The organism is Chungangia koreensis (assembly GCF_042651785.1).
GTDB classification, from domain to species: Bacteria; Bacillota; Bacilli; order Bacillales_A; family Planococcaceae; genus Chungangia; species Chungangia koreensis.
In genome coordinates, this window is sequence record NZ_JBHSEC010000022.1 from 36,358 (window position 1) to 54,573 (window position 18,216).

Consider the following 18,216-nt stretch of genomic DNA (forward strand, 5'->3'; position numbering starts at 1 on the left):
CATGCAGAAAGTCGGGTTTTTTAAATCCATACATGTAAAAATCGTTTTAGTTTATGTTTTACTGATTTTGACTGCGCTACAGATTATCGGTCTGTATTTTGCACAAGAGCTTGAAGATACATTGAGCTATAACTTTAAGGAATCTATTAAAGATCGGGTGAAACTTGTTGAATTTAGTGTCAGAGAGGAAATGTTAAGGGAACGGAGTGCGGATGACCCGCCAACCGAGACAAGTTTACGCGGCATTTTATCCAGCAGTTTCTCTGATGATATTAATGACATCCAGGTTATTGATAATCGGTTCCGTATCTTAGCCACGTCTGAAAGTGACAACCAGCTGATTGTTGGCCAAAGAGCACCGACAGGAAGCTTGGCCAGAACAGCTATTTCCACGGAAATACAAGCAGAACGGATCTATCTGGACCCGAATTCAAATAATCGGATTTGGGTGCTGGCGACTCCGATTGTATCTCCGAAAGGTGAAGTAATCGGAGCGATTTATTTAGAAGCTAATATGGAGACTGTCTTCACTCAAATAAGTGAAATTAACCAAATCCTCGCAGGAGGAATTGCTGTTTCCCTCGCTATTACCGTTGTCCTCGGTATTCTGATTGCCACAACGATTACTCGTCCAATTTCCGACATGAGAAAACAGGCCCAAGCCATGGCGAAGGGGAATTTTTCCCGAAAAGTACATGTTTACGGAAACGATGAAATTGGTCAATTGGCAGTTTCATTCAACCATATGACGAACAGGCTGCAGGAGTCCCAATCGACAATGGAAGGGGAGCGGAGGAAGCTTTCATCTGTCCTTACCAATATGACGGATGGGGTAATTGCCACTGATCGGAAAGGAAGAATCATACTTATTAATGATCCGGCGGTCAGAATGCTTCGAACACCTCGGGATTTGGTGTTGAATCGGCCGATTGCTTCCGTATTAGGTGTCGATCCGGAATATACTTTTGAAGATTTGGTCCAAACACAAGATCCAATCATTTTAGATTTCAGTACAAGAGATCTGCCGTATATTTTACGGGCGAACTTATCAGTGATCCAAAAAGAGACAGGATTTGTAAATGGACTTATTACAGTGTTGCATGACATTACCGAACAGGAAAAGATTGATATGGAACGGCGGGAGTTCGTATCTAATGTTTCCCATGAATTGAGGACCCCTCTAACAACTATGAGAAGTTACCTGGAAGCTTTGGCGGAGGGGGCTTGGAAGGACCAGGAGATTGCACCACATTTCCTGGAAGTTACACAAACTGAGACAGAGCGAATGATTCGACTTGTAAATGACTTGCTTCAATTATCCAGGATGGATGCACGTGAATATGAACTTAATAATGAAATTGTTGACTTCAACAAATTTTTCAATAAGATCATCGATCGTTTTGAAATGAGTAAACCGGAACATATCAATTTCCAGCGTCTTATGCCGGATACAGACATGTTTGTCGAAATAGATACAGATAAGATGACCCAAGTAATAGATAACATCATTTCTAATGCCATGAAATATTCACCAAACGGAGGAAATGTCCGATTTGGGGTCATTCTGAAAGATGATATGTTGAAAGTAATGGTTTCTGATGATGGAATGGGTATTCCACAAGACAATTTAGAACGTATTTTTGACCGTTTTTACCGGGTGGATCGTGCAAGAGCAAGAGCAATGGGAGGAACAGGTTTAGGCCTTGCCATTGCGAAGGAAATGATTGAAGCCCATGGCGGAGAGATTTGGGCCGAAAGTGAGGAAGGCAAAGGAACGACGATATTCTTTACATTGCCTATCCAATTGGAAGGGGAAGGTGAGTGGGAATGAAATATTTAGAGTCAATCAAATCCTTGATTTTACTCCTACTTGTCTTATTGAGTGTACTCCTATCCTTCTCCATTTGGAACTTCATGCCCGGTTATGAAACTATTGATAAGCAACCAACCGTAGACATAACGATCGGTGCTCAAAAAAGGGTAGAAGAAGTGGTGAAACCTTATAAACTCCTGTTCAATTTCGAAGACGGTAAGAGAGGCACTGAAAATTCTTTAGTGATAGATCGAATTTTTGAGAAGATGAAACAGTTGTCTATTCAGGAATTGACATTAAATCAGAAAATAAGTGTCGAGGGCATTAATGAAACGTTGAGAAAACCTAATCAATTCACATTCTTCTATCCAGCAGGGGTTCCTTTTAAAGTATTGGATACGATTTTGACCATTGAAGATTCAAATATTCCGGAAGAATCATTTACACAAATGATCGTGAAATGGAACGGGAATGACGAAAACCGTCTCCAGATTTCGTTTATCAATAACCAAGAAAATTTGGAGTATATTGCTTATGCCAGTGGAATCGACCGAAGCAGGCTTTCGGATCAAATCCTCACAGATGCAGCGAATTATAACACCTACACTGAAGTTCAAAGGGAAGGGCATCTTTCTCTATATTTATCATCTCAAGCTCCGGATGACATGTATGAATACACGTACTTATTGACTGATACAAATCTCGATCAATTCAAGAAGGCTTTGTTCCCCGATCCGAATGTAGTGAGAAGCAATACAGTTGCATTATCTACGCAAGAGTTTCTGGATGACTCTTCAAAATTGACAGTGGACACGACGAATAAATGGATTAACTATGTAAATCCCGGAGAAGAAAGTAAAGGGATTGCCATTCCATCTGAACTCATTTTCAACAGCATCGACTTTGTAAATGAACATGGTGGATGGACAGACGACTATAGGTTCTTCGATATTGATCCAATCAACAAGGAAATATCATTCGGTTTGCACATTGCAGGCTTTCCTGCATTTAGCGATACGAAGATGACAACTGCCATCCATGAAACATGGGGTGAAAACGATATTTTCAGATATCATCGTCCGTTTTATGATTTAGGTAACCCGTTCCCAGCGGAAAATAATAATGTGCCGATGATATCAGGAAAAGCAGCTGCAGATGTTCTCGCCAGCATTCGAGAAATTGACTTCAACTTAATAGACGAAGTTAAGGCTGGTTATAATATTTCTACGATTCAAAGCCAAGACCAACCATTGATTGTTGCTGAGCCTTCATATTTCTATTCATTAAATGGAAATTGGCTAAGACTCACACAGGATATGCTGGGGGGTGGACCACTTGGATTGGAATAGGACAAAAACGATTTTCATCATCGTATTTTCCATTTTGAATGTGTTTCTCTACACCCTTTATGTTGACCGTTTGACTGGTGCAAAAGATTTGGAAACATTGATTGCGCCAGATGTGAATATTGAGGAGAAGCTGGAGCAAGATCGGATTTTCATTGAAAGTCTGCCGCCAAAAGTTGAGGAATTGGGTTATGTATCTGGAAAGTTGAAGGTGTTCACCAAAAAGGAAATCGATTCTCTTGCTAACCAAACGGCTGTCGTAACGGATGGAACAAGAATCCTTTCAACATTAAAGAAACCATTGAAACTAAGTGAGGAAAATGAAGAAGAAAGCTATAAGGAATTCTTAGACTCGTACGTCCTCTCGGGTAACCAATATGTACTGTGGGAAGTTGATGAAGAACAAGGAGAAGCCATGTTCCTTCAAAAAGTGGAAGATAGACCGATCTATTACACGCAATCTTTACTGACTGTTCACTTCAATCAGGCCAATGAGATCATTCGTTATGAACAAAGAATGTTTGAGGACTTCGAGGAATTTAATACAACGAAGAATATTGTCCAACCGACAACGGCATTAAATACTTTGTATACTCGTGAAATGCTGAAGCAAGACTCTGAAATTTCATCGATCGATCTTGGTTATTCGACATTAGTCCAATTGACAGAGACACAGGTATTTGCACCGACATGGCATATTCAAGTAAAATTAGCTGATGGACAATTTGATCACTTCTTTATCAATGCTGTTGAAGGAAAAGTGATAGAATTACAGGAAGATGAACAACAGGACGGGGAAGAGTAAGGAGTTTTTAACATGCGTTTCAGCGTATTGGCCAGTGGAAGCACCGGCAATGCCATTTATATAGAAAATGACCAACATGCATTTTTGGTTGACGTAGGATTGAGTGCCCGAAAAATGGAACAGCAATTTACCATGATCGGGAGAGATTTAAAGAAGCTGAACGGGATTTTCATTACTCACGAACATAGTGACCATATTAAAGGGCTCGGAGCTGTTGCCAGAAAATATGGGGTACCTATCTATGCGAATCGTAAAACATGGGAAGCGATGGATGGACATGTTGGTGAGATTCCAGTAGATCAGCGTTTTCAGTTTGATATGGAGACGGTAAGATCCTTTGGCTCTATGGACGTGCAAAGTTTTGCAGTGTCCCACGATGCAGTCGATCCGATGTTTTATATCTTTCATGAGAATGGAAGAAAGCTTGTCCTGATTACTGATACAGGCTATGTGAGCGACCGTATGAAAGGCTGGATCAAAGGAGCCGATTCGTTCGTGTTCGAGAGCAACCATGATGTGAGTATGCTACAAATGGGCCGGTATCCATGGTCGGTCAAGCGGCGTATCTTAAGTGACGTCGGCCATGTATCCAATGAGGATGCGGCAGTAGCAATGAGCGAAGTGGTTGAACAGAAAGAAACACGGATTTTCTTGTCTCATTTAAGTAAAGACAATAATATGAAAGACCTTGCAAGGCTTAGTGTCAGCCAGACATTACAGTCCTGCGGGATCATGCCGGGAGAATTTGTACATCTCTTTGATACGGATGCACAAAAGCCGACAGAACTTGTAACGGTATAATTGAACTTTTAACCTGCCATTTGGCAGGTTATTTATTTTGCTTTTTTGGGAACATTTCATTTCTGTCATTCGTCGAAAAATATGTCAGTTACTTTAAGATATCTTTTTTAAGATTAAACATTATGGGTAAAGTAAGAAATGAAAGCGAGGCTGATATAATATGGGATATTACGATCAAACGCCAAATAATCCAAATCACGAAAACCGGTCTAATCGGAAAGGCAGCAAGGCTGGGTATTTTTTTAGCGGTTTAGCAGGAACGATCATCGGCGCATTATTAGTTTGGTTCATCATTTCTCCTTTGGCGGATAACCAATCCTCTGGAGTGGCCGGAACCTCTGTCAAAGAAAATGATTCTGCACCGAGAAGTGAACAAGTATCGCTAGATATATCAACCGATGTTACCAAGGCTGTAGGTGTTGTAGCTGATGCAGTAGTAGGGATTACCAATATTCAGACGTCAAAGGATTTCTGGTCTCAGTCGGAACGTACGATGGAAGCAGGTACTGGATCCGGTGTCATTTATAAAAAAGCGGGTGACAAAGCATATGTTGTGACGAATCACCACGTAGTGGAAGGAGCACAACAACTCGAGGTCACTCTTGCAGATGGCACGAAGGAACCAGCTAAGTTAATCGGCAGCGATGTTTGGACAGACTTAGCTGTAGTGGAGATTAGTGCAGGAAAGGTAGAGACTATTGCAGAATTTGGCGATTCTGATGCATTGAAAGTTGGAGAACCGGTAATAGCTATCGGTAACCCATTGGGCCTTAGTTTTGCAGGATCCGTTACATCTGGTGTCGTGTCTGGATTGGAACGTACAGTACCAGTAGATATCGATGGAAACGGAACAGAAGATTGGCAATCTGAAGTACTTCAAACAGATGCTGCGATCAACCCTGGTAACAGCGGCGGAGCCTTAATCAATGTTGCAGGCCAACTTGTAGGGATCAACTCCATGAAAATTGCCGAATCGGCAGTAGAGGGAATTGGCTTTGCTATTCCAATTAATACAGCGATTCCAGTCATTGAAAGTTTAGAACAAACGGGTGAAGTCAAACGTCCACAAATGGGTATTACTTTATTGGACTTAACAGCTGTTCCACAATACCATCAGAAGGAAACATTGAAATTGCCGGATGATGTGACAACTGGAGTAATCATTGATGAAGTCTATCCGAATACGCCGGCTGCTAAAGCAGGTCTAGAGAGATATGATGTAATTGTCGAGATGGATGGAGAGAAAATCAATAATGTACTCGAATTGCGTAAACACCTATATAGTGAAAAGAAAATTGGTGATGAAATGACGATCGTTATATATCGTCAAGGAGAGCGAAAAGAAATCACAATGACGTTAGTTGCAGACAAAGCTCTGTAATAAAACTTACAATTTCATAACAAACTTATCCACAAGCAGATAGAGAAAGAAAAGCCCTTCTTTCCTATCTGCTTTTCATTTGATATGATGAGCTGTGGAAAAGGTAAAGTTGAGTGTTGATAACTTTGTGAATAAGTGAATAGTTTGAAAGGAGTGATAAAAGTGGAGATTAAAAGCTGTGAAACCCATATAAATCATGCGTTAGACATTTTTGTAGCTGAGCAAAAAACGTTTCCGATGATGAACGAAATTGAAGAGGAAAAAAAGTTATCCACAAAGTGTGATTACTGTGAAGAGGCTGCAACATATCTTGTGGCGAACGAATAATCGCATACAAGATGTAGATAACTTTTGTGGATATGTGCATAACTCTTGTTAATAACTTGTTTGTAAAGGTGGACAACCTGTGAATATTACAATTATTACAGTCGGAAAACTGAAAGAGAAATATTTAAAAATGGGCATCGAGGAATTTGCAAAACGTCTGGGAGCCTATGCGAAGATTGACTTGGTCGAAGTGCCCGATGAAAAAGCGCCGGAGCAGCTGAGCGAGGCAGAAATGGAAATCGTGAAGAAGAAAGAAGGCGAACGCATCCTGTCGAAAGTCGGAGCGGATGCATATGTCATTGCGTTGGCTATCGAAGGAAAGATGAAAACATCGGAGCAGCTGGCAGCGGATATGGAATCGTTAATGACATATGGACGAAGTAAGATTGTATTTGTCATTGGCGGATCATTGGGATTGTATGAGGATGTCATGAAGCGTTCGGATGAAAAGCTGAGCTTTTCGAAGATGACGTTTCCTCATCAGATGATGAAACTGATTTTGCTGGAGCAGGTGTATCGGGCTTTTCGGATTATGAAGGGGGAACCGTACCACAAATAGTGGTAAAGCAGAAAGTTGAAGTGGTAATTTGTTCTAACAAAATCGATTTTTCAGTCAAGGGATAGTCTGCTTGAAAAATGAATTTAATATAGTAAAAAATACGTTAGGCTGATAAACTACTTCTTTTTACTAAAAGGTTTGAAATGTGAGTTATTCTTCATTGAACTTAACTAACTTTGTGAACTATGAATATTTCAGGTGTATAATATTGAACAGTGTAAAGCGTAAGCCACCCCAGTCAAGGTCGCTTGCGCTTTTCTTAAAAGAGAGTGGGTGAGAACTTGAATAAAACCATCGGGATCTTAGCGCATGTAGATGCGGGTAAAACAACCTTTTCTGAACAGCTTTTATATCATACAAATAGTGTCAAACATCGAGGGCGAGTCGATCACCAAGATGCTTTCCTTGATAGTCACGGAATTGAGCGAGCACGTGGAATTACAGTCTTTGCTGATCAAGGAATGTTTACATTCGGAAACTCTCACTACACAATTATCGATACACCCGGTCACGTCGACTTTTCCCCTGAAATGGAACGTGGAGTCCAAGCAATGGATTATGCCATTATCATTATTAGCGCGGTAGAAGGAATAGAAGGGCATACGGAAACGGTATGGGAACTATTAAGAAAACATCATATTCCTACATTTTTCTTTATAAATAAAACGGATCGAGTCGGAGCAAATGTTGAGCAGGTTATCGAAGATATTCGGTTACAATTTACAAAAGATGTACTTGATTTAACAAAGGGCAACTATGAGGAAGTAGCGGAATTTATCGCAGAACGAGATGAAGAGTTATTAAACGACTACCTTGACCATGGGTATGAGGAAAAGACTTGGTTAGCCACTATGCGGAGATTAATTAACGAAAATCAATTATTTCCATGTACAAGTGGTTCAGCCCTACAAGACATTGGAATTGAAAGCTTCTTACAGCTGCTCGAGCAATTAACGGAGACGAACTATACAAACGACGCCCCATTTTCTGGAAGGGTTTATAAAATTCGATACGATGAAAAGGGGACGAGATTGACGTTCATCAAAGCATTAAGTGGGCAGTTAAAAGTGCGTGATGAATTGCCATATGGAGACTTGGTAGAAAAAGTAACACAAATTCGAAAATATAACGGAAATCAATATAAGCCGGTCACAGAAGTATGTGCAGGAGAGTTATTTGCCGTCGCTGGATTAACGAATGCGCAAGTAGGCGATGGTATTGGTCAATTAATTGAAAAAGCAACATATGAAATGCAACCAACATTGAAATCTAAAGTGACGTTCGAAGAGAAGGTCCATGTAAAAGAGGCACTTAACTATTTCAACATATTAGACGCAGAAGATCCTTCTTTGAATGTTACATGGGAAGAAGCATTGCAAGAAATTCATCTTCATGTAATGGGGAAAATACAATTAGAAGTGTTGCAAATTGTTGTGGAAGACCGTTTTGGCTTAACTGTAACATTTGAGGAACCGGAAATTCTTTATAAAGAAACAATTGTATCTCCGGTTATTGGTTATGGTCATTTTGAGCCGTTAAAACATTATGCGGAAGTTCATTTAAAGATAGAGCCAAATGAGCGAAATAGGGGCATCACCTTTAAAAGTGCTTGCCATGCCGATGATTTAACTGTTGGTAATCAAAATTTAATTCGTCATCATTTATTCGAGCGAGAACATCATGGTTTATTAACCGGTTCACCATTAACGGATGTCAATATTACGTTAATTACTGGTAGAGCTCATGAAAAACATACACATGGTGGTGATTTTCGTGAAGCTACTTTCCGTGCATTGCGTCAAGGACTCGAAAAAGCGACCAATATTTTATTGGAACCTATCTATCAATTTAAAATAAAAGTAGATGTCGATCAAATGGGGCATGTCTTGTCAGATATTCAAAAAGCCCACGGTACTTTCGATACGCCTCAAACAGAAGGAGAGAAAGTATTTATTACAGGTATAGCGCCAGTTGCAACCTTTATGGATTATAGTAGTCAACTTGCTTCCTTCACTGGTGGAAGAGGGACGATGACGTTATCCATCGCAGGGTACGAGAGATGTCACAATGAAGTCGAAGTGATTGAAAGATTAAGTTATAACAAAAATGCGGATCCATTGTATACATCATCGTCCGTTTTCTGTGCAAAAGGAGCGGGGTACACGGTACAATGGGACGAAGCAGAAGCAAAAATGCATTGTTTAAAATAAATGAAATGACAAAAGAGTTAGAACAATCCGATGTACTTGAAAAATATATGAATCTGGAAAAAAGTGATATCGGCGTGTTAGTAATGGGAGAGAATGTGAACCCTGTTTCGAAAAGACCACTTATTCGCCTTTATTTAGTTGAGAAACAAGATGAAAAATTTAACGTCCAAAAGGAACTCGAAGCATTTGCATTCGAAAGCTATGGTACTGCGCACGATTTTCTGAAAAAACTACCGAAAATGACTGGTGTTGAAATGCTCGTCATGTTGAGTGGTAAAGCGGAATAAGGAAAGAATGTTTTATACTTAGGTTAGGAGTGGTGTGCCCAATGCTATCAGACGGTCGAAATAGTCAGGATTGATGGGCATTTAGAGCGTGTTGTCCCAACTTTCCTTGTAAAAGATCCGGATGATGCCTCTTCCATGAGGATTGAAAAGCGGGAGCGGGAAGTTCACCGACTGGTAATGCTCAAGGATTGAGATTTTGCCAACTCCCCCGGTGCCAAACTCGAACGGAAAAATCCGTTTAAGCCAATTGCGATTGAACCACTTTTTCTCCACGTGTCGTCCGATGAACGGAATGCCTGCAACTTCCTCTATTTAAAGTATATAGGATCCTCCATTTTGTGTTCGCCCTTGTATTAAATACTCTGTCTTAATCAAATTATCAATATTTCGTATTAATATAAAGAATTCTTAATGTTCGCTGTTTGATTGATAGTAGAAACTGCACCAATTGAAACGGTATTGAGTATCGTTCATTGTAGACTTGTCTAAGATATGATTATATAAGATGAAGTAAGTTAACTACTATATATTGTTGAATTGGAAACATATAAAAAATGTTTTTTAAAATGGATGGTGTATATGCAGACAGAAAGTATAGTAAAAGTGAAGTCGAAATTTGTGAAATCCTATCAAGCCGGGTTCCCACTTATTCTTAAAGATGCAATTCTTAACATTGAGAGCTTAACAAAAGAAGGAATGATCGTTCAGCTTGTAGATGAAAAGAGTCAATTTATCGGAAAAGGTTACTATGGGAAGCAAAATAAAGGCTATGGCTGGATTCTTACTCAAAACAAAAAGGAAAAGATCGATCAGTCATTTTTCGAAGGAAAAATAAAAAAGGCTTTAGCAAAAAGAAAAGATTTATTTAATAGTACACAAACTACTGCCTTTCGGGTTTTTAACGCTGAAGGAGACGGAATTGGCGGATTAACGATCGATTATTTTAATGGGTATTATTTAATCAATTGGTATAGTGAAGGAATCTTTGCATTTTATGATTATGTCATAGATTCTCTAAGAAATTTAGTAGAGTATGAAGGCATTTACCAGAAAAAGCGCTATGATACTGGTGGAAAATATATCGAGGAAGATGGATTCGTAGATGGAAAAAGAGGCCAGTTCCCGTTAATCGTAAAAGAAAATGATGTTAACATAGCCGTATACTTAAATGAGGGAGCGATGGTTGGCGTATTTCTTGACCAGCGCGATGTGAGAAAAACCATTCGGGATCAGTATGCAAAAGGTAAAACAGTATTAAACACTTTCTCATATACTGGCGTATTTTCGGTTTTCGCTGCATTAGGTGGAGCGACTAAGACAACCAGTGTAGATCTCGCGAATCGTAGTCTTGACAAGACAAAGGAACAGTTTAGTATCAATGGAATTGATACTGAGACACAAGATATTATCGTAGAGGATGTATTTCAATATTTTAAATATGCTGTAAGGAAAAAGAAAATGTTTGATATGGTCATTCTTGATCCCCCTAGTTTTGCCAGATCAAAAAAACGCACCTTTAGTGCTGCTAAAGACTATAAAGACTTATTAAAAGAAGCAATTCTTATCACTGAAAAAGAGGGAATAATTGTCGCTTCTACAAATGGTGCGAATTTCGATATGAAAAAATTTAAAGGATTTATTGACCAGGCATTTAAGGAATCAAACGTAAAGTATAGTATTAAAGAGGAATTCTCACTTCCTTCAGACTTTGCAACAATAAAACAATATAAAGAAGGAAACTATTTAAAAGTAGTATTTATCCAAAAACACTAATTCATCTATGTTGCATATGTTGAACAAAAACTCCCTTCCTCTATAACGGAAGGGAGTTCTTATTTGCATATTGGTTAAAAAGCTATTAGTTTCAATCAAACCTTACACGTTATATAAACCACCATCAACAGTATAGGAAGATGAACTTACGTAGGAAGCTTCGTCTGAAAGTAAGAAGGCAATGACGTTTGCTACTTCCTCTGGTTCACCATAGCGTTTCATTGGTACTGCATCGTTGTATGCTGTTCTTGCAGCTTCTGCAGCATCTGGGGCAACGTTGGCTTCAATTTTACGCATCATTTGTGTATTGATGACGCCCGGGTTTACAGTGTTTACGCGTACGTTATATGCTGCTGCTTCTGCAGCGGCAACTTTGTTAATGCCCATTACTGCATGTTTTGAAGAGTTGTACAATACCATGCTTGGCGAGCCGATTAAACCTGCTACAGATGAAGTATTAACAATTGATCCTGATTTTTGTTCTTTCATTACTGGCAGTACGTATTTAAGGCCGAATAATACGCCTTTTACGTTAATGCCATAAACGAAATCAAATTCTTTTTCTGTTATTTCTTCAAGTGGTTTAGCTGGTCCTTCTACACCTGCGTTATTTACAAAACCGTCAATACGGCCGAATTTAGAAATTGTTTGGTCTACATAGTTTTTAACATTTTCTTCATTAGACACATCCGCTTTAACGACCAAGCTGTTTGCTTCTGTTAAGCCGAGTTCACTTTGTACGGATTTAATTGCATCCTCATTTAAGTCAACTAACACTACTTTTGCATTTCCATTCGCTAATTTTCTTACGACTTCTTTCCCGATCCCGCCAGCCGCACCTGTAACGATGACTACCTTGTTTTCAAAATTCATTTAAAATCTCTCCTTTTCTTTATTAATAAAGGTAAATTTTAAAACAATGAAAGTTATTTCGAAATCAAGATAACTTTCATACTACAAGCATAAAGCGTGAGTGAAAGCGCTTCAACATGCAATAATGTAGTAAATGTATGTTACCCAACATTTTGACTGCATCTGTTCGTTAAAAAGTGTAAGAAGGAGCTTTACTATGTCTATACAGCACCCTGACAAACGTGTAAGGAGAACGAAAGAGAAGTTTAGGGAAGTACTATTATCGTTAATGGAAGAGAAAGGCTTTGATGAAATTACGATTACAGAAATCGTAAAAGCAGCGGATTTTAATCGTGGAACCTTTTACGCACATTATGAACAGAAGAAAGATCTATTAGAAGAGATCATTGAAGAGATGTTTGAAAAAATGATGGAAGCCTACCGGAAACCATATCGAAATCTAACCATGATTGATTTCGATAAAATCTCGTCAAGTTCCATTATTCTATTTGATCATTTCTTGGAAAACAAAAGATTCTATAAGCTAATGTTGAACCCTAATACAAATTTCAATTTTCATGAAAAGCTGATAAGAAAATTAAATGAGTTATTCCGTGAAGACTTTGAATTCATAGTAACGGATAACGATTATATTGATGTTCAACTTTTTAGCACGTATCGTATTCATGGAATTATAGGATTGATCCTTGAATGGGTTGAAAATGATTTTACAAAATCATCTACTTATATGTCTGAACAACTAATCCAAATACTTAAGTTTTCTACTTCGAAAGTATATATCAAAAAGAAAAAGGGAAAACGAAATCAACTAACGGACTGATGGAAAGATTATTCTTCCCATCAGTCTTCTTTATTTTCTTTATTTAGTTCAATAAATTACTAATTATTATTAAAAAAATACCTTTTAATGAATAGAAGTTCTTTCTTTCCCTTCCAATAATTATAGAAAAATGTTTGTTTCTCAAACTTTTGTTAACATCTAAAACGCAGATATACCAATGGATTGCTCGATATAAGGACTTTGGAATCACTACTTATATCGTATTTCCTGTTATATTTCTGTAATTAAGTGGTCATACCACTGTAATAGTTCTTCTTTATACTAAGACACTTAGTAGAGTGACTTCACTATACTAATATAATTATTAAGTTAGAAAAGGAGTGACCATTAGTTGAAGAAACGTATTAATCTAATCTTAATGACAGCAATCATGTTACTGTCTACATTAATTCCAGCAAATGCGATGGCAGTTGGAACAGAAGGGGCTAAACCCTGGATGAACACTAAGCTATCTGCTGAGGAGCGTGCCGAGCTTCTTCTCGATGCGATGACGATGGAACAGAAAATCCAACAAATCGCTATCTCGCGCTTCAATGAGAATGACAAAGGTGCGACCGTTGTCATCAATAGAGGCGGAAAAAATAGTAAATATATGAACGGCGAATTCGCACCACAAGGTACCTTGCCTGGGTGTGAATGGCAAGACACTGGCCGACAAATCCGTGGTATCGAAGAGTTGGGTATCCCTACAATCCGGATGACCAACGGTGGTACAGGCGTTAAAGGCGGTTCATGCGGTAATGACCCGGTAGCGACTGGATTGCCGTCCACCCCAGCTTTGGCTGCGACATTCGACCGCGAGTTGAACTATGAGGCTGGTCGTATCCTCGGTGAGGAAACACGAGCTTTTGCGCATCACGTATTGCTTGGACCAGGTCTAAACCTTATCCGTCACCCATACGGTGGTCGGAATTATGAGTATTTCAGTGAGGATCCATATTTAACAGGTATTCTGGCAACTGAACAATCAAAGGGCATTCAGGACCAAGGGGTCCAAGTACAACTTAAACACATGGCAGGCAACGAACAGGAAACCGAGCGTTGGACGATGGGCGTACAAGTACCATCAAAGGCAATGAACGAGTTGTACATGTTGCCATTCGAGATGACCGTTAGGGATGCAGATCCTGCTTCCGTAATGTGTTCATTCCCGGATGTTAACGGTACTTATGCATGTGATAGTTCTGAACTGCTTCAAGATGCCCTTAGGAGAAACTGGGGCTTTGACGGATACGTTATGAGCGACCGTCGTGCGATTCACGACACAGTGAAAGCTATCAAAGCTGGTACGAATGTCGAGTTAGACTGGACACCACAGTACTACACTCAAGAGAAGATTCAAGAAGTTCTTGACGCAGGTTTGGTAACAGAGGACGACATCGACAATCTACTTCGTCCGCGTTACATCAAGATGATCGAGTTCGGCCACATGGACGAGCCTTTCGATAAATTCATGCCTGAAATCGTTGATCCAATGCTTAACGGTGCTAGCGCACGGAAGATGGCCGAGGAAGGATCCGTGCTCTTGAAGAACGACAACGACTTCCTGCCACTAGATGGCGAGCCAAAGTCGATCGCGTTGATCGGCATTGAGACATTCGCTGGTGATGCAAGGATGTCCCCACGTTCTGTTCGTGACGATAATGACTATGTAAACACTCCATATACGGTTACACCACAAGAAGGCTTAGAGAAGGTTATCAAAGAGTTGGGCTACGACACTAAAGTGACGTATAACAATGGCAGTGACCCGGAAGCTGCTGCTAAGTTAGCTGCTGAGTCCGATGTCGTGCTTCTTATGGTCGGCGACAACCCACATGAGACAGTGGACCGTGATACTCTCGGATTCCCAGCCTTGAACCTCAAATCGGGTGTGGCTGAGCAGGAGCCGGTAATCGACGCAGTTATGGAAGCCAACCCGGAGAATACTGTTGTAGTACTGAAGACTTCCGGTACGGTGCTTATGCCGTGGTTGGATAAGGTACCTGCAGTACTTCAAGCGTGGTACCCAGGTATGGAGGATGGCAATGCCGTTGCTAACATTCTCTATGGTAAGGTAAATCCTTCTGGTAAGCTTCCTACGACGTTCGGTGCCACTGAACGTGAAGCAGCTTTTGCGACTGAAGAACAATACCCTGGAACTCGTCAAGACACTGGTAAGATTGGTGGCCCAGGCCCTTACGGTGATGGTAAGTCTGATCAGCTAATCGCTCAATACACAGAAGGTCTTGAGATGGGTTACCGCTGGTACGAAGCAAACAAAGTGAAGCCACTATTCCCATTCGGATACGGCTTGTCATACACGACTTTCGAATATGACGATCTTAAAGTCAAGAAAGTCCGCAATACAGGAAAAGAAGGCAAAGGAGCGTTAGCTGGAATTGACGTATCCTTCACAATCACTAACACTGGCGATGTTGCCGGTAAAGAAGCGGCACAAGTCTATCTAACTCTTCCGGATGAGGCAGGACAACCTACAAAACGTCTTGTCAACTTCGAGAAGGTTGACCTTGAACCTGGTGAGAGTGAACGTGTGACTGTTCGTATTAACCATGACGACTCTAACCATCCGTTCTCCTATTTCGTTCCGGAAGAACCGGACAACTTGGCGAACTGGGCTGATGGCGAGTGGGCAACTGCTGACGGAAAATACCGCGTTCATATCGGTGGATCCTCTGCAGACACTCCTTTGGAAAAAGATGTCTCAATGAACTTCAAAAAAGGTAAGGACAACAATAAAGGTAAGGGCAAAGGGAAATCCAGTAAGTAAGCCCCTACCTAAGGGATAACCTTTGCGCTCCGGTAGTGGGCGTCAATTATTCCGAATATAGTGAGCCCGCGGGCTTCGGCATGAATTGTCGAGCTCCGCGGGCTTACCTTTTTCTCGAGCTTTTCAGGATTAGAGGGACAAAGACAAGGAAGGACGTGAGAAGTCTGATGAAGGAATCTGTTCGAAAGAAACGACGAAATCTGATGTATTCAGGGTTGGTGGCCCTTGGCCTGTTGCTCGTCTTAATCATATGCACCGACGAGAAATCCAAGGAGCCGGTTGAGAAGGATCATACAATCGAGGAGGAAGCCGATGGACCGAATGGGAAAGAGGACACCGTGCAACCAGCTCCATCCGAGTCTCGGGACTGGGAGGTACCTGGCTTGGTAGACCGGTCAGGGGAACCGATCGAGGTGCCGACGCCGGGTCCGGCCACTGGAAAGACCTTGGACGTAACGGATTTCGGGGCAGATCCGGATCCGGATTCACACGACGATGCTGTGGCCATCCGGGCGGCACTGAACGCGGCAGAGCCCGGTGATGAGGTTTTGCTGCCGGCAGGCACGTATGACCTGCGGACCACTGACCCAGACGACGAATCGGCGAACATTGTGTTGCATAGCGGCGTGGACCTGCGAGGCGAGGGTCAGGAGAGGACCGTGCTGCTGACTTCACTTGATCGAGAGGATAACAGCCGGGTAATCCGTGGCTCTGGTGTACACGATATTATCGTTGCTGATTTCACCATTACCTCCCGTTATGATGGCCCACTTGGTGACGACCCCGACATCGGTGAAGCTGGTGGCGGCCCGATGTACGGAATCTACATCGGGGCACACAAAGGGAAAGCCAGTTCTCAAGTCCTTGTAGAAAATCTGAGTATCCGTAGGTTCGAGCGCCACGGCATCTCCGTCAAGGCCAGCCGTGAAGTGACCCTCATTAGAAACCACGTTAGTGAGGCAACGGCTGTCGGTCCTGGTGGACAGGGATACGGCATCGCGATAGAGGGCTTAGCGGACCAGCACAATCCGGATGCTTCGAACGATTCTCGACATAACATTGTCATCGGCAACACTTTCGATGGTAGAAATCTGCGGCACGCCATTCTACTGCAGTTTCCCACCCACAACAATCTCGTGGCGGAAAATACTATCGTCGGCAGCCATCTCGACGCAATTGACTTGCACGGCGAGGGAGAATATTTGAACGAAATACGAAACAATACGGTCATCGGAGGAAAGAAGGCTGGTATCGCGCTGGGCAATTCTGGCGGATCCAAGAACAAGCATGATGCCTCGGGTCATGGAAACTGGGTGCATTCGAACAATCTGATTGGAAACCGTCAAGGAATCCTGGTCATTCTGGGAACTCCCGACACCCTCATCGAGGACAACAGGATTACCGGCGACGAAGATTCGAAGACCGGCATTGAGGTCCGTAATGCGCCAGGTACGGAGCTGCATCGTAACCATATCACTGGTGGGACAGATGGATTCTGGGCGATACGGCTCAGCGAAGATCAAGGTACTGAAGGACGGGGTAAAGGAATTCCCTCAGGCATCAACTTAGAGCATAACGTCATTCGACTTGCCTCCAATGGTATCAGGGTCGATGCAGGAAAGGACATTGGTATAGTAGAAAATATCATTGAAGATATTAACGGGGCTGAGTTGAAGGTGACCGAAGACGTTGAAATAGCGAGAAAGCATCCGAAGTAGAGTGAATTAGCATAAATAAAACGCAAGGAACCATGCCACATACTTTAATATTTTCTGTATGTGGTATGTATATTTCTCAGGATCGAAGATCTCAAAGACTTTTTAACGTTAAATTATTCGCCTAATGTGAATTTCTAAATTGAACCGTTTTCCGTCCAGAACCCTTGAAAAGTTCCCCAATTTTCCTGTCTTGCAAACTGAGGGTAAGAGGACATAAAGTTAACAATAATCGGAGCTTGATCTAAATAAGGAAGGGTATTGAAGAGAATTCGATCACCGTATCTTATTGCAGTTAGAGCAAGTGGCAATTCACGTCTAAAAATTTCATAGCGTTTTGCTGATACAGCTTGGGTAAAATCACCTTGGTCTATATAGAGATAAATGCAAAAACAGAGAGAGTTTCCACACTCCTTCCATTCCCCTAAAACTTCATCACGTAAGGCATTGATTTTTCCCCAAGCATAATTGATTCCTACATTTAAAAATAGTTCTCCTGTAGAATCAGAGTGAGTAAGGGTGTAACGCCGTGGAATAACGGGGCTGGATGAAGTAATCCCTTCCGTGTATGTTACGGATAGTTTTTCTGGATTAAATGTACTCAAGTAATCACGTTCCTTTCTTAATTTTTTCTTCATACGAAAATGTCCTTGTTTTTATCAATATGCATCCATCTGTTATAAGTTCACGATTAAAGGGCTGCACCAAAAAAGTC

Annotated in this window: 16 protein-coding genes; 13 read left to right on the plus strand and 3 right to left on the minus strand. The window is 41.1% G+C overall.

Annotation, left to right across the window (positions count from 1 at the left end; all coding sequences use genetic code 11):
• The first annotated feature begins 1 nt into the window (after position 1).
• The 9 genes from walK to ACFOZY_RS14925 all read left to right on the plus strand — a co-directional run bounded on the left by walK (position 2) and on the right by ACFOZY_RS14925 (position 9,529).
• Positions 2-1,831, plus strand: coding sequence for a cell wall metabolism sensor histidine kinase WalK (gene walK / locus ACFOZY_RS14885; protein WP_378156892.1), 1,830 nt, complete (start codon positions 2-4; stop codon positions 1,829-1,831).
• Complete coding sequence (locus ACFOZY_RS14890; RefSeq protein ID WP_378156894.1) at positions 1,828-3,162, plus strand: YycH family regulatory protein; 1,335 nt, start codon at positions 1,828-1,830, stop codon at positions 3,160-3,162. Before walK ends, ACFOZY_RS14890 begins: the two co-directional genes overlap by 4 nt.
• Positions 3,149-3,964, plus strand: a complete 816-nt coding sequence (locus tag ACFOZY_RS14895; RefSeq protein ID WP_378156896.1) for a two-component system regulatory protein YycI — start codon at positions 3,149-3,151, stop codon at positions 3,962-3,964. The genes ACFOZY_RS14890 and ACFOZY_RS14895 overlap by 14 nt, the downstream gene beginning before the upstream one ends.
• Positions 3,965-3,976: 12 nt before the next feature.
• Complete coding sequence (locus ACFOZY_RS14900; RefSeq protein ID WP_378156898.1) at positions 3,977-4,765, plus strand: MBL fold metallo-hydrolase; 789 nt, start codon at positions 3,977-3,979, stop codon at positions 4,763-4,765.
• Positions 4,766-4,925: 160 nt separating this feature from the next.
• Complete coding sequence (locus ACFOZY_RS14905) at positions 4,926-6,146, plus strand: S1C family serine protease (protein WP_378156900.1); 1,221 nt, start codon at positions 4,926-4,928, stop codon at positions 6,144-6,146.
• A 162-nt stretch (positions 6,147-6,308) separates the two neighbouring features.
• Entirely contained in the window at positions 6,309-6,473 is a 165-nt protein-coding gene (locus tag ACFOZY_RS14910) for a CxxH/CxxC protein (protein WP_378156902.1), read from the plus strand.
• 79 nt (positions 6,474-6,552) lie between these two features.
• The gene (rlmH, locus tag ACFOZY_RS14915) at positions 6,553-7,032 is read left to right on the plus strand and encodes a 23S rRNA (pseudouridine(1915)-N(3))-methyltransferase RlmH (RefSeq protein ID WP_378156904.1); all 480 of its coding nucleotides are present in this window, start codon (positions 6,553-6,555) and stop codon (positions 7,030-7,032) included.
• A 281-nt stretch (positions 7,033-7,313) separates the two neighbouring features.
• Positions 7,314-9,242 (plus strand): GTP-binding protein, encoded by a 1,929-nt coding sequence (locus ACFOZY_RS14920; RefSeq protein ID WP_378156906.1) that lies wholly within the window; start codon positions 7,314-7,316, stop codon positions 9,240-9,242.
• A gap of 5 nt (positions 9,243-9,247) precedes the next feature.
• Positions 9,248-9,529: a hypothetical protein gene (locus ACFOZY_RS14925; protein WP_378156908.1), complete on the plus strand. Its 282-nt coding sequence runs from the start codon at positions 9,248-9,250 to the stop codon at positions 9,527-9,529.
• A gap of 81 nt (positions 9,530-9,610) precedes the next feature.
• On the opposite strand, the gene ACFOZY_RS14930 is transcribed toward ACFOZY_RS14925, so the two are convergent.
• On the minus strand, positions 9,611-9,802 hold the full coding sequence (locus tag ACFOZY_RS14930; RefSeq protein WP_378156910.1) for a hypothetical protein: 192 nt from the start codon (positions 9,800-9,802) through the stop codon (positions 9,611-9,613).
• A 264-nt stretch (positions 9,803-10,066) separates the two neighbouring features.
• Here ACFOZY_RS14930 and ACFOZY_RS14935 point away from each other — a divergent pair, with 264 nt between their 5' ends.
• Positions 10,067-11,302, plus strand: a complete 1,236-nt coding sequence (locus tag ACFOZY_RS14935; protein ID WP_378156912.1) for a class I SAM-dependent rRNA methyltransferase — start codon at positions 10,067-10,069, stop codon at positions 11,300-11,302.
• Between the two features lie 102 nt (positions 11,303-11,404).
• Here the strand turns inward: ACFOZY_RS14935 and ACFOZY_RS14940 are convergent, their stop codons facing one another.
• Positions 11,405-12,175 carry an SDR family NAD(P)-dependent oxidoreductase gene (locus ACFOZY_RS14940; protein ID WP_378156914.1) on the minus strand — a complete coding sequence of 257 codons (771 nt, stop codon included), beginning with the start codon at positions 12,173-12,175 and terminating at the stop codon, positions 11,405-11,407.
• A 196-nt stretch (positions 12,176-12,371) separates the two neighbouring features.
• Here ACFOZY_RS14940 and ACFOZY_RS14945 point away from each other — a divergent pair, with 196 nt between their 5' ends.
• From ACFOZY_RS14945 to ACFOZY_RS14955, 3 genes are all read left to right on the plus strand, one after another.
• Entirely contained in the window at positions 12,372-12,995 is a 624-nt protein-coding gene (locus ACFOZY_RS14945; RefSeq protein WP_378156916.1) for a TetR/AcrR family transcriptional regulator, read from the plus strand.
• 352 nt (positions 12,996-13,347) lie between these two features.
• Positions 13,348-15,786 (plus strand): beta-glucosidase, encoded by a 2,439-nt coding sequence (locus ACFOZY_RS14950; protein ID WP_378156918.1) that lies wholly within the window; start codon positions 13,348-13,350, stop codon positions 15,784-15,786.
• 167 nt (positions 15,787-15,953) lie between these two features.
• Positions 15,954-17,504: a right-handed parallel beta-helix repeat-containing protein gene (locus tag ACFOZY_RS14955; RefSeq protein ID WP_378156920.1), complete on the plus strand. Its 1,551-nt coding sequence runs from the start codon at positions 15,954-15,956 to the stop codon at positions 17,502-17,504.
• Between the two features lie 134 nt (positions 17,505-17,638).
• On the opposite strand, the gene ACFOZY_RS14960 is transcribed toward ACFOZY_RS14955, so the two are convergent.
• The gene (locus ACFOZY_RS14960; RefSeq protein ID WP_378156922.1) at positions 17,639-18,139 is read right to left on the minus strand and encodes a staygreen family protein; all 501 of its coding nucleotides are present in this window, start codon (positions 18,137-18,139) and stop codon (positions 17,639-17,641) included.
• Positions 18,140-18,216 lie beyond the last annotated feature (77 nt).

What these genes read in the sequence shown, in the direction of transcription:
- ACFOZY_RS14905 (WP_378156900.1), top strand. Translation starts at nt 4,926, where the DNA reads ATGGGATATTACGATCAAACGCCAAATAATCCAAATCACGAAAACCGG.
- ACFOZY_RS14900 (WP_378156898.1), top strand. Translation starts at nt 3,977, where the DNA reads ATGCGTTTCAGCGTATTGGCCAGTGGAAGCACCGGCAATGCCATTTAT.
- ACFOZY_RS14955 (WP_378156920.1), top strand. Translation starts at nt 15,954, where the DNA reads ATGAAGGAATCTGTTCGAAAGAAACGACGAAATCTGATGTATTCAGGG.
- ACFOZY_RS14945 (WP_378156916.1), top strand. Translation starts at nt 12,372, where the DNA reads ATGTCTATACAGCACCCTGACAAACGTGTAAGGAGAACGAAAGAGAAG.
- walK (WP_378156892.1), top strand. Translation starts at nt 2, where the DNA reads ATGCAGAAAGTCGGGTTTTTTAAATCCATACATGTAAAAATCGTTTTA.
- ACFOZY_RS14925 (WP_378156908.1), top strand. Translation starts at nt 9,248, where the DNA reads ATGACAAAAGAGTTAGAACAATCCGATGTACTTGAAAAATATATGAAT.
- ACFOZY_RS14960 (WP_378156922.1), bottom strand. Translation starts at nt 18,139, where the DNA reads ATGAAGAAAAAATTAAGAAAGGAACGTGATTACTTGAGTACATTTAAT.
- ACFOZY_RS14940 (WP_378156914.1), bottom strand. Translation starts at nt 12,175, where the DNA reads ATGAATTTTGAAAACAAGGTAGTCATCGTTACAGGTGCGGCTGGCGGG.
- ACFOZY_RS14890 (WP_378156894.1), top strand. Translation starts at nt 1,828, where the DNA reads ATGAAATATTTAGAGTCAATCAAATCCTTGATTTTACTCCTACTTGTC.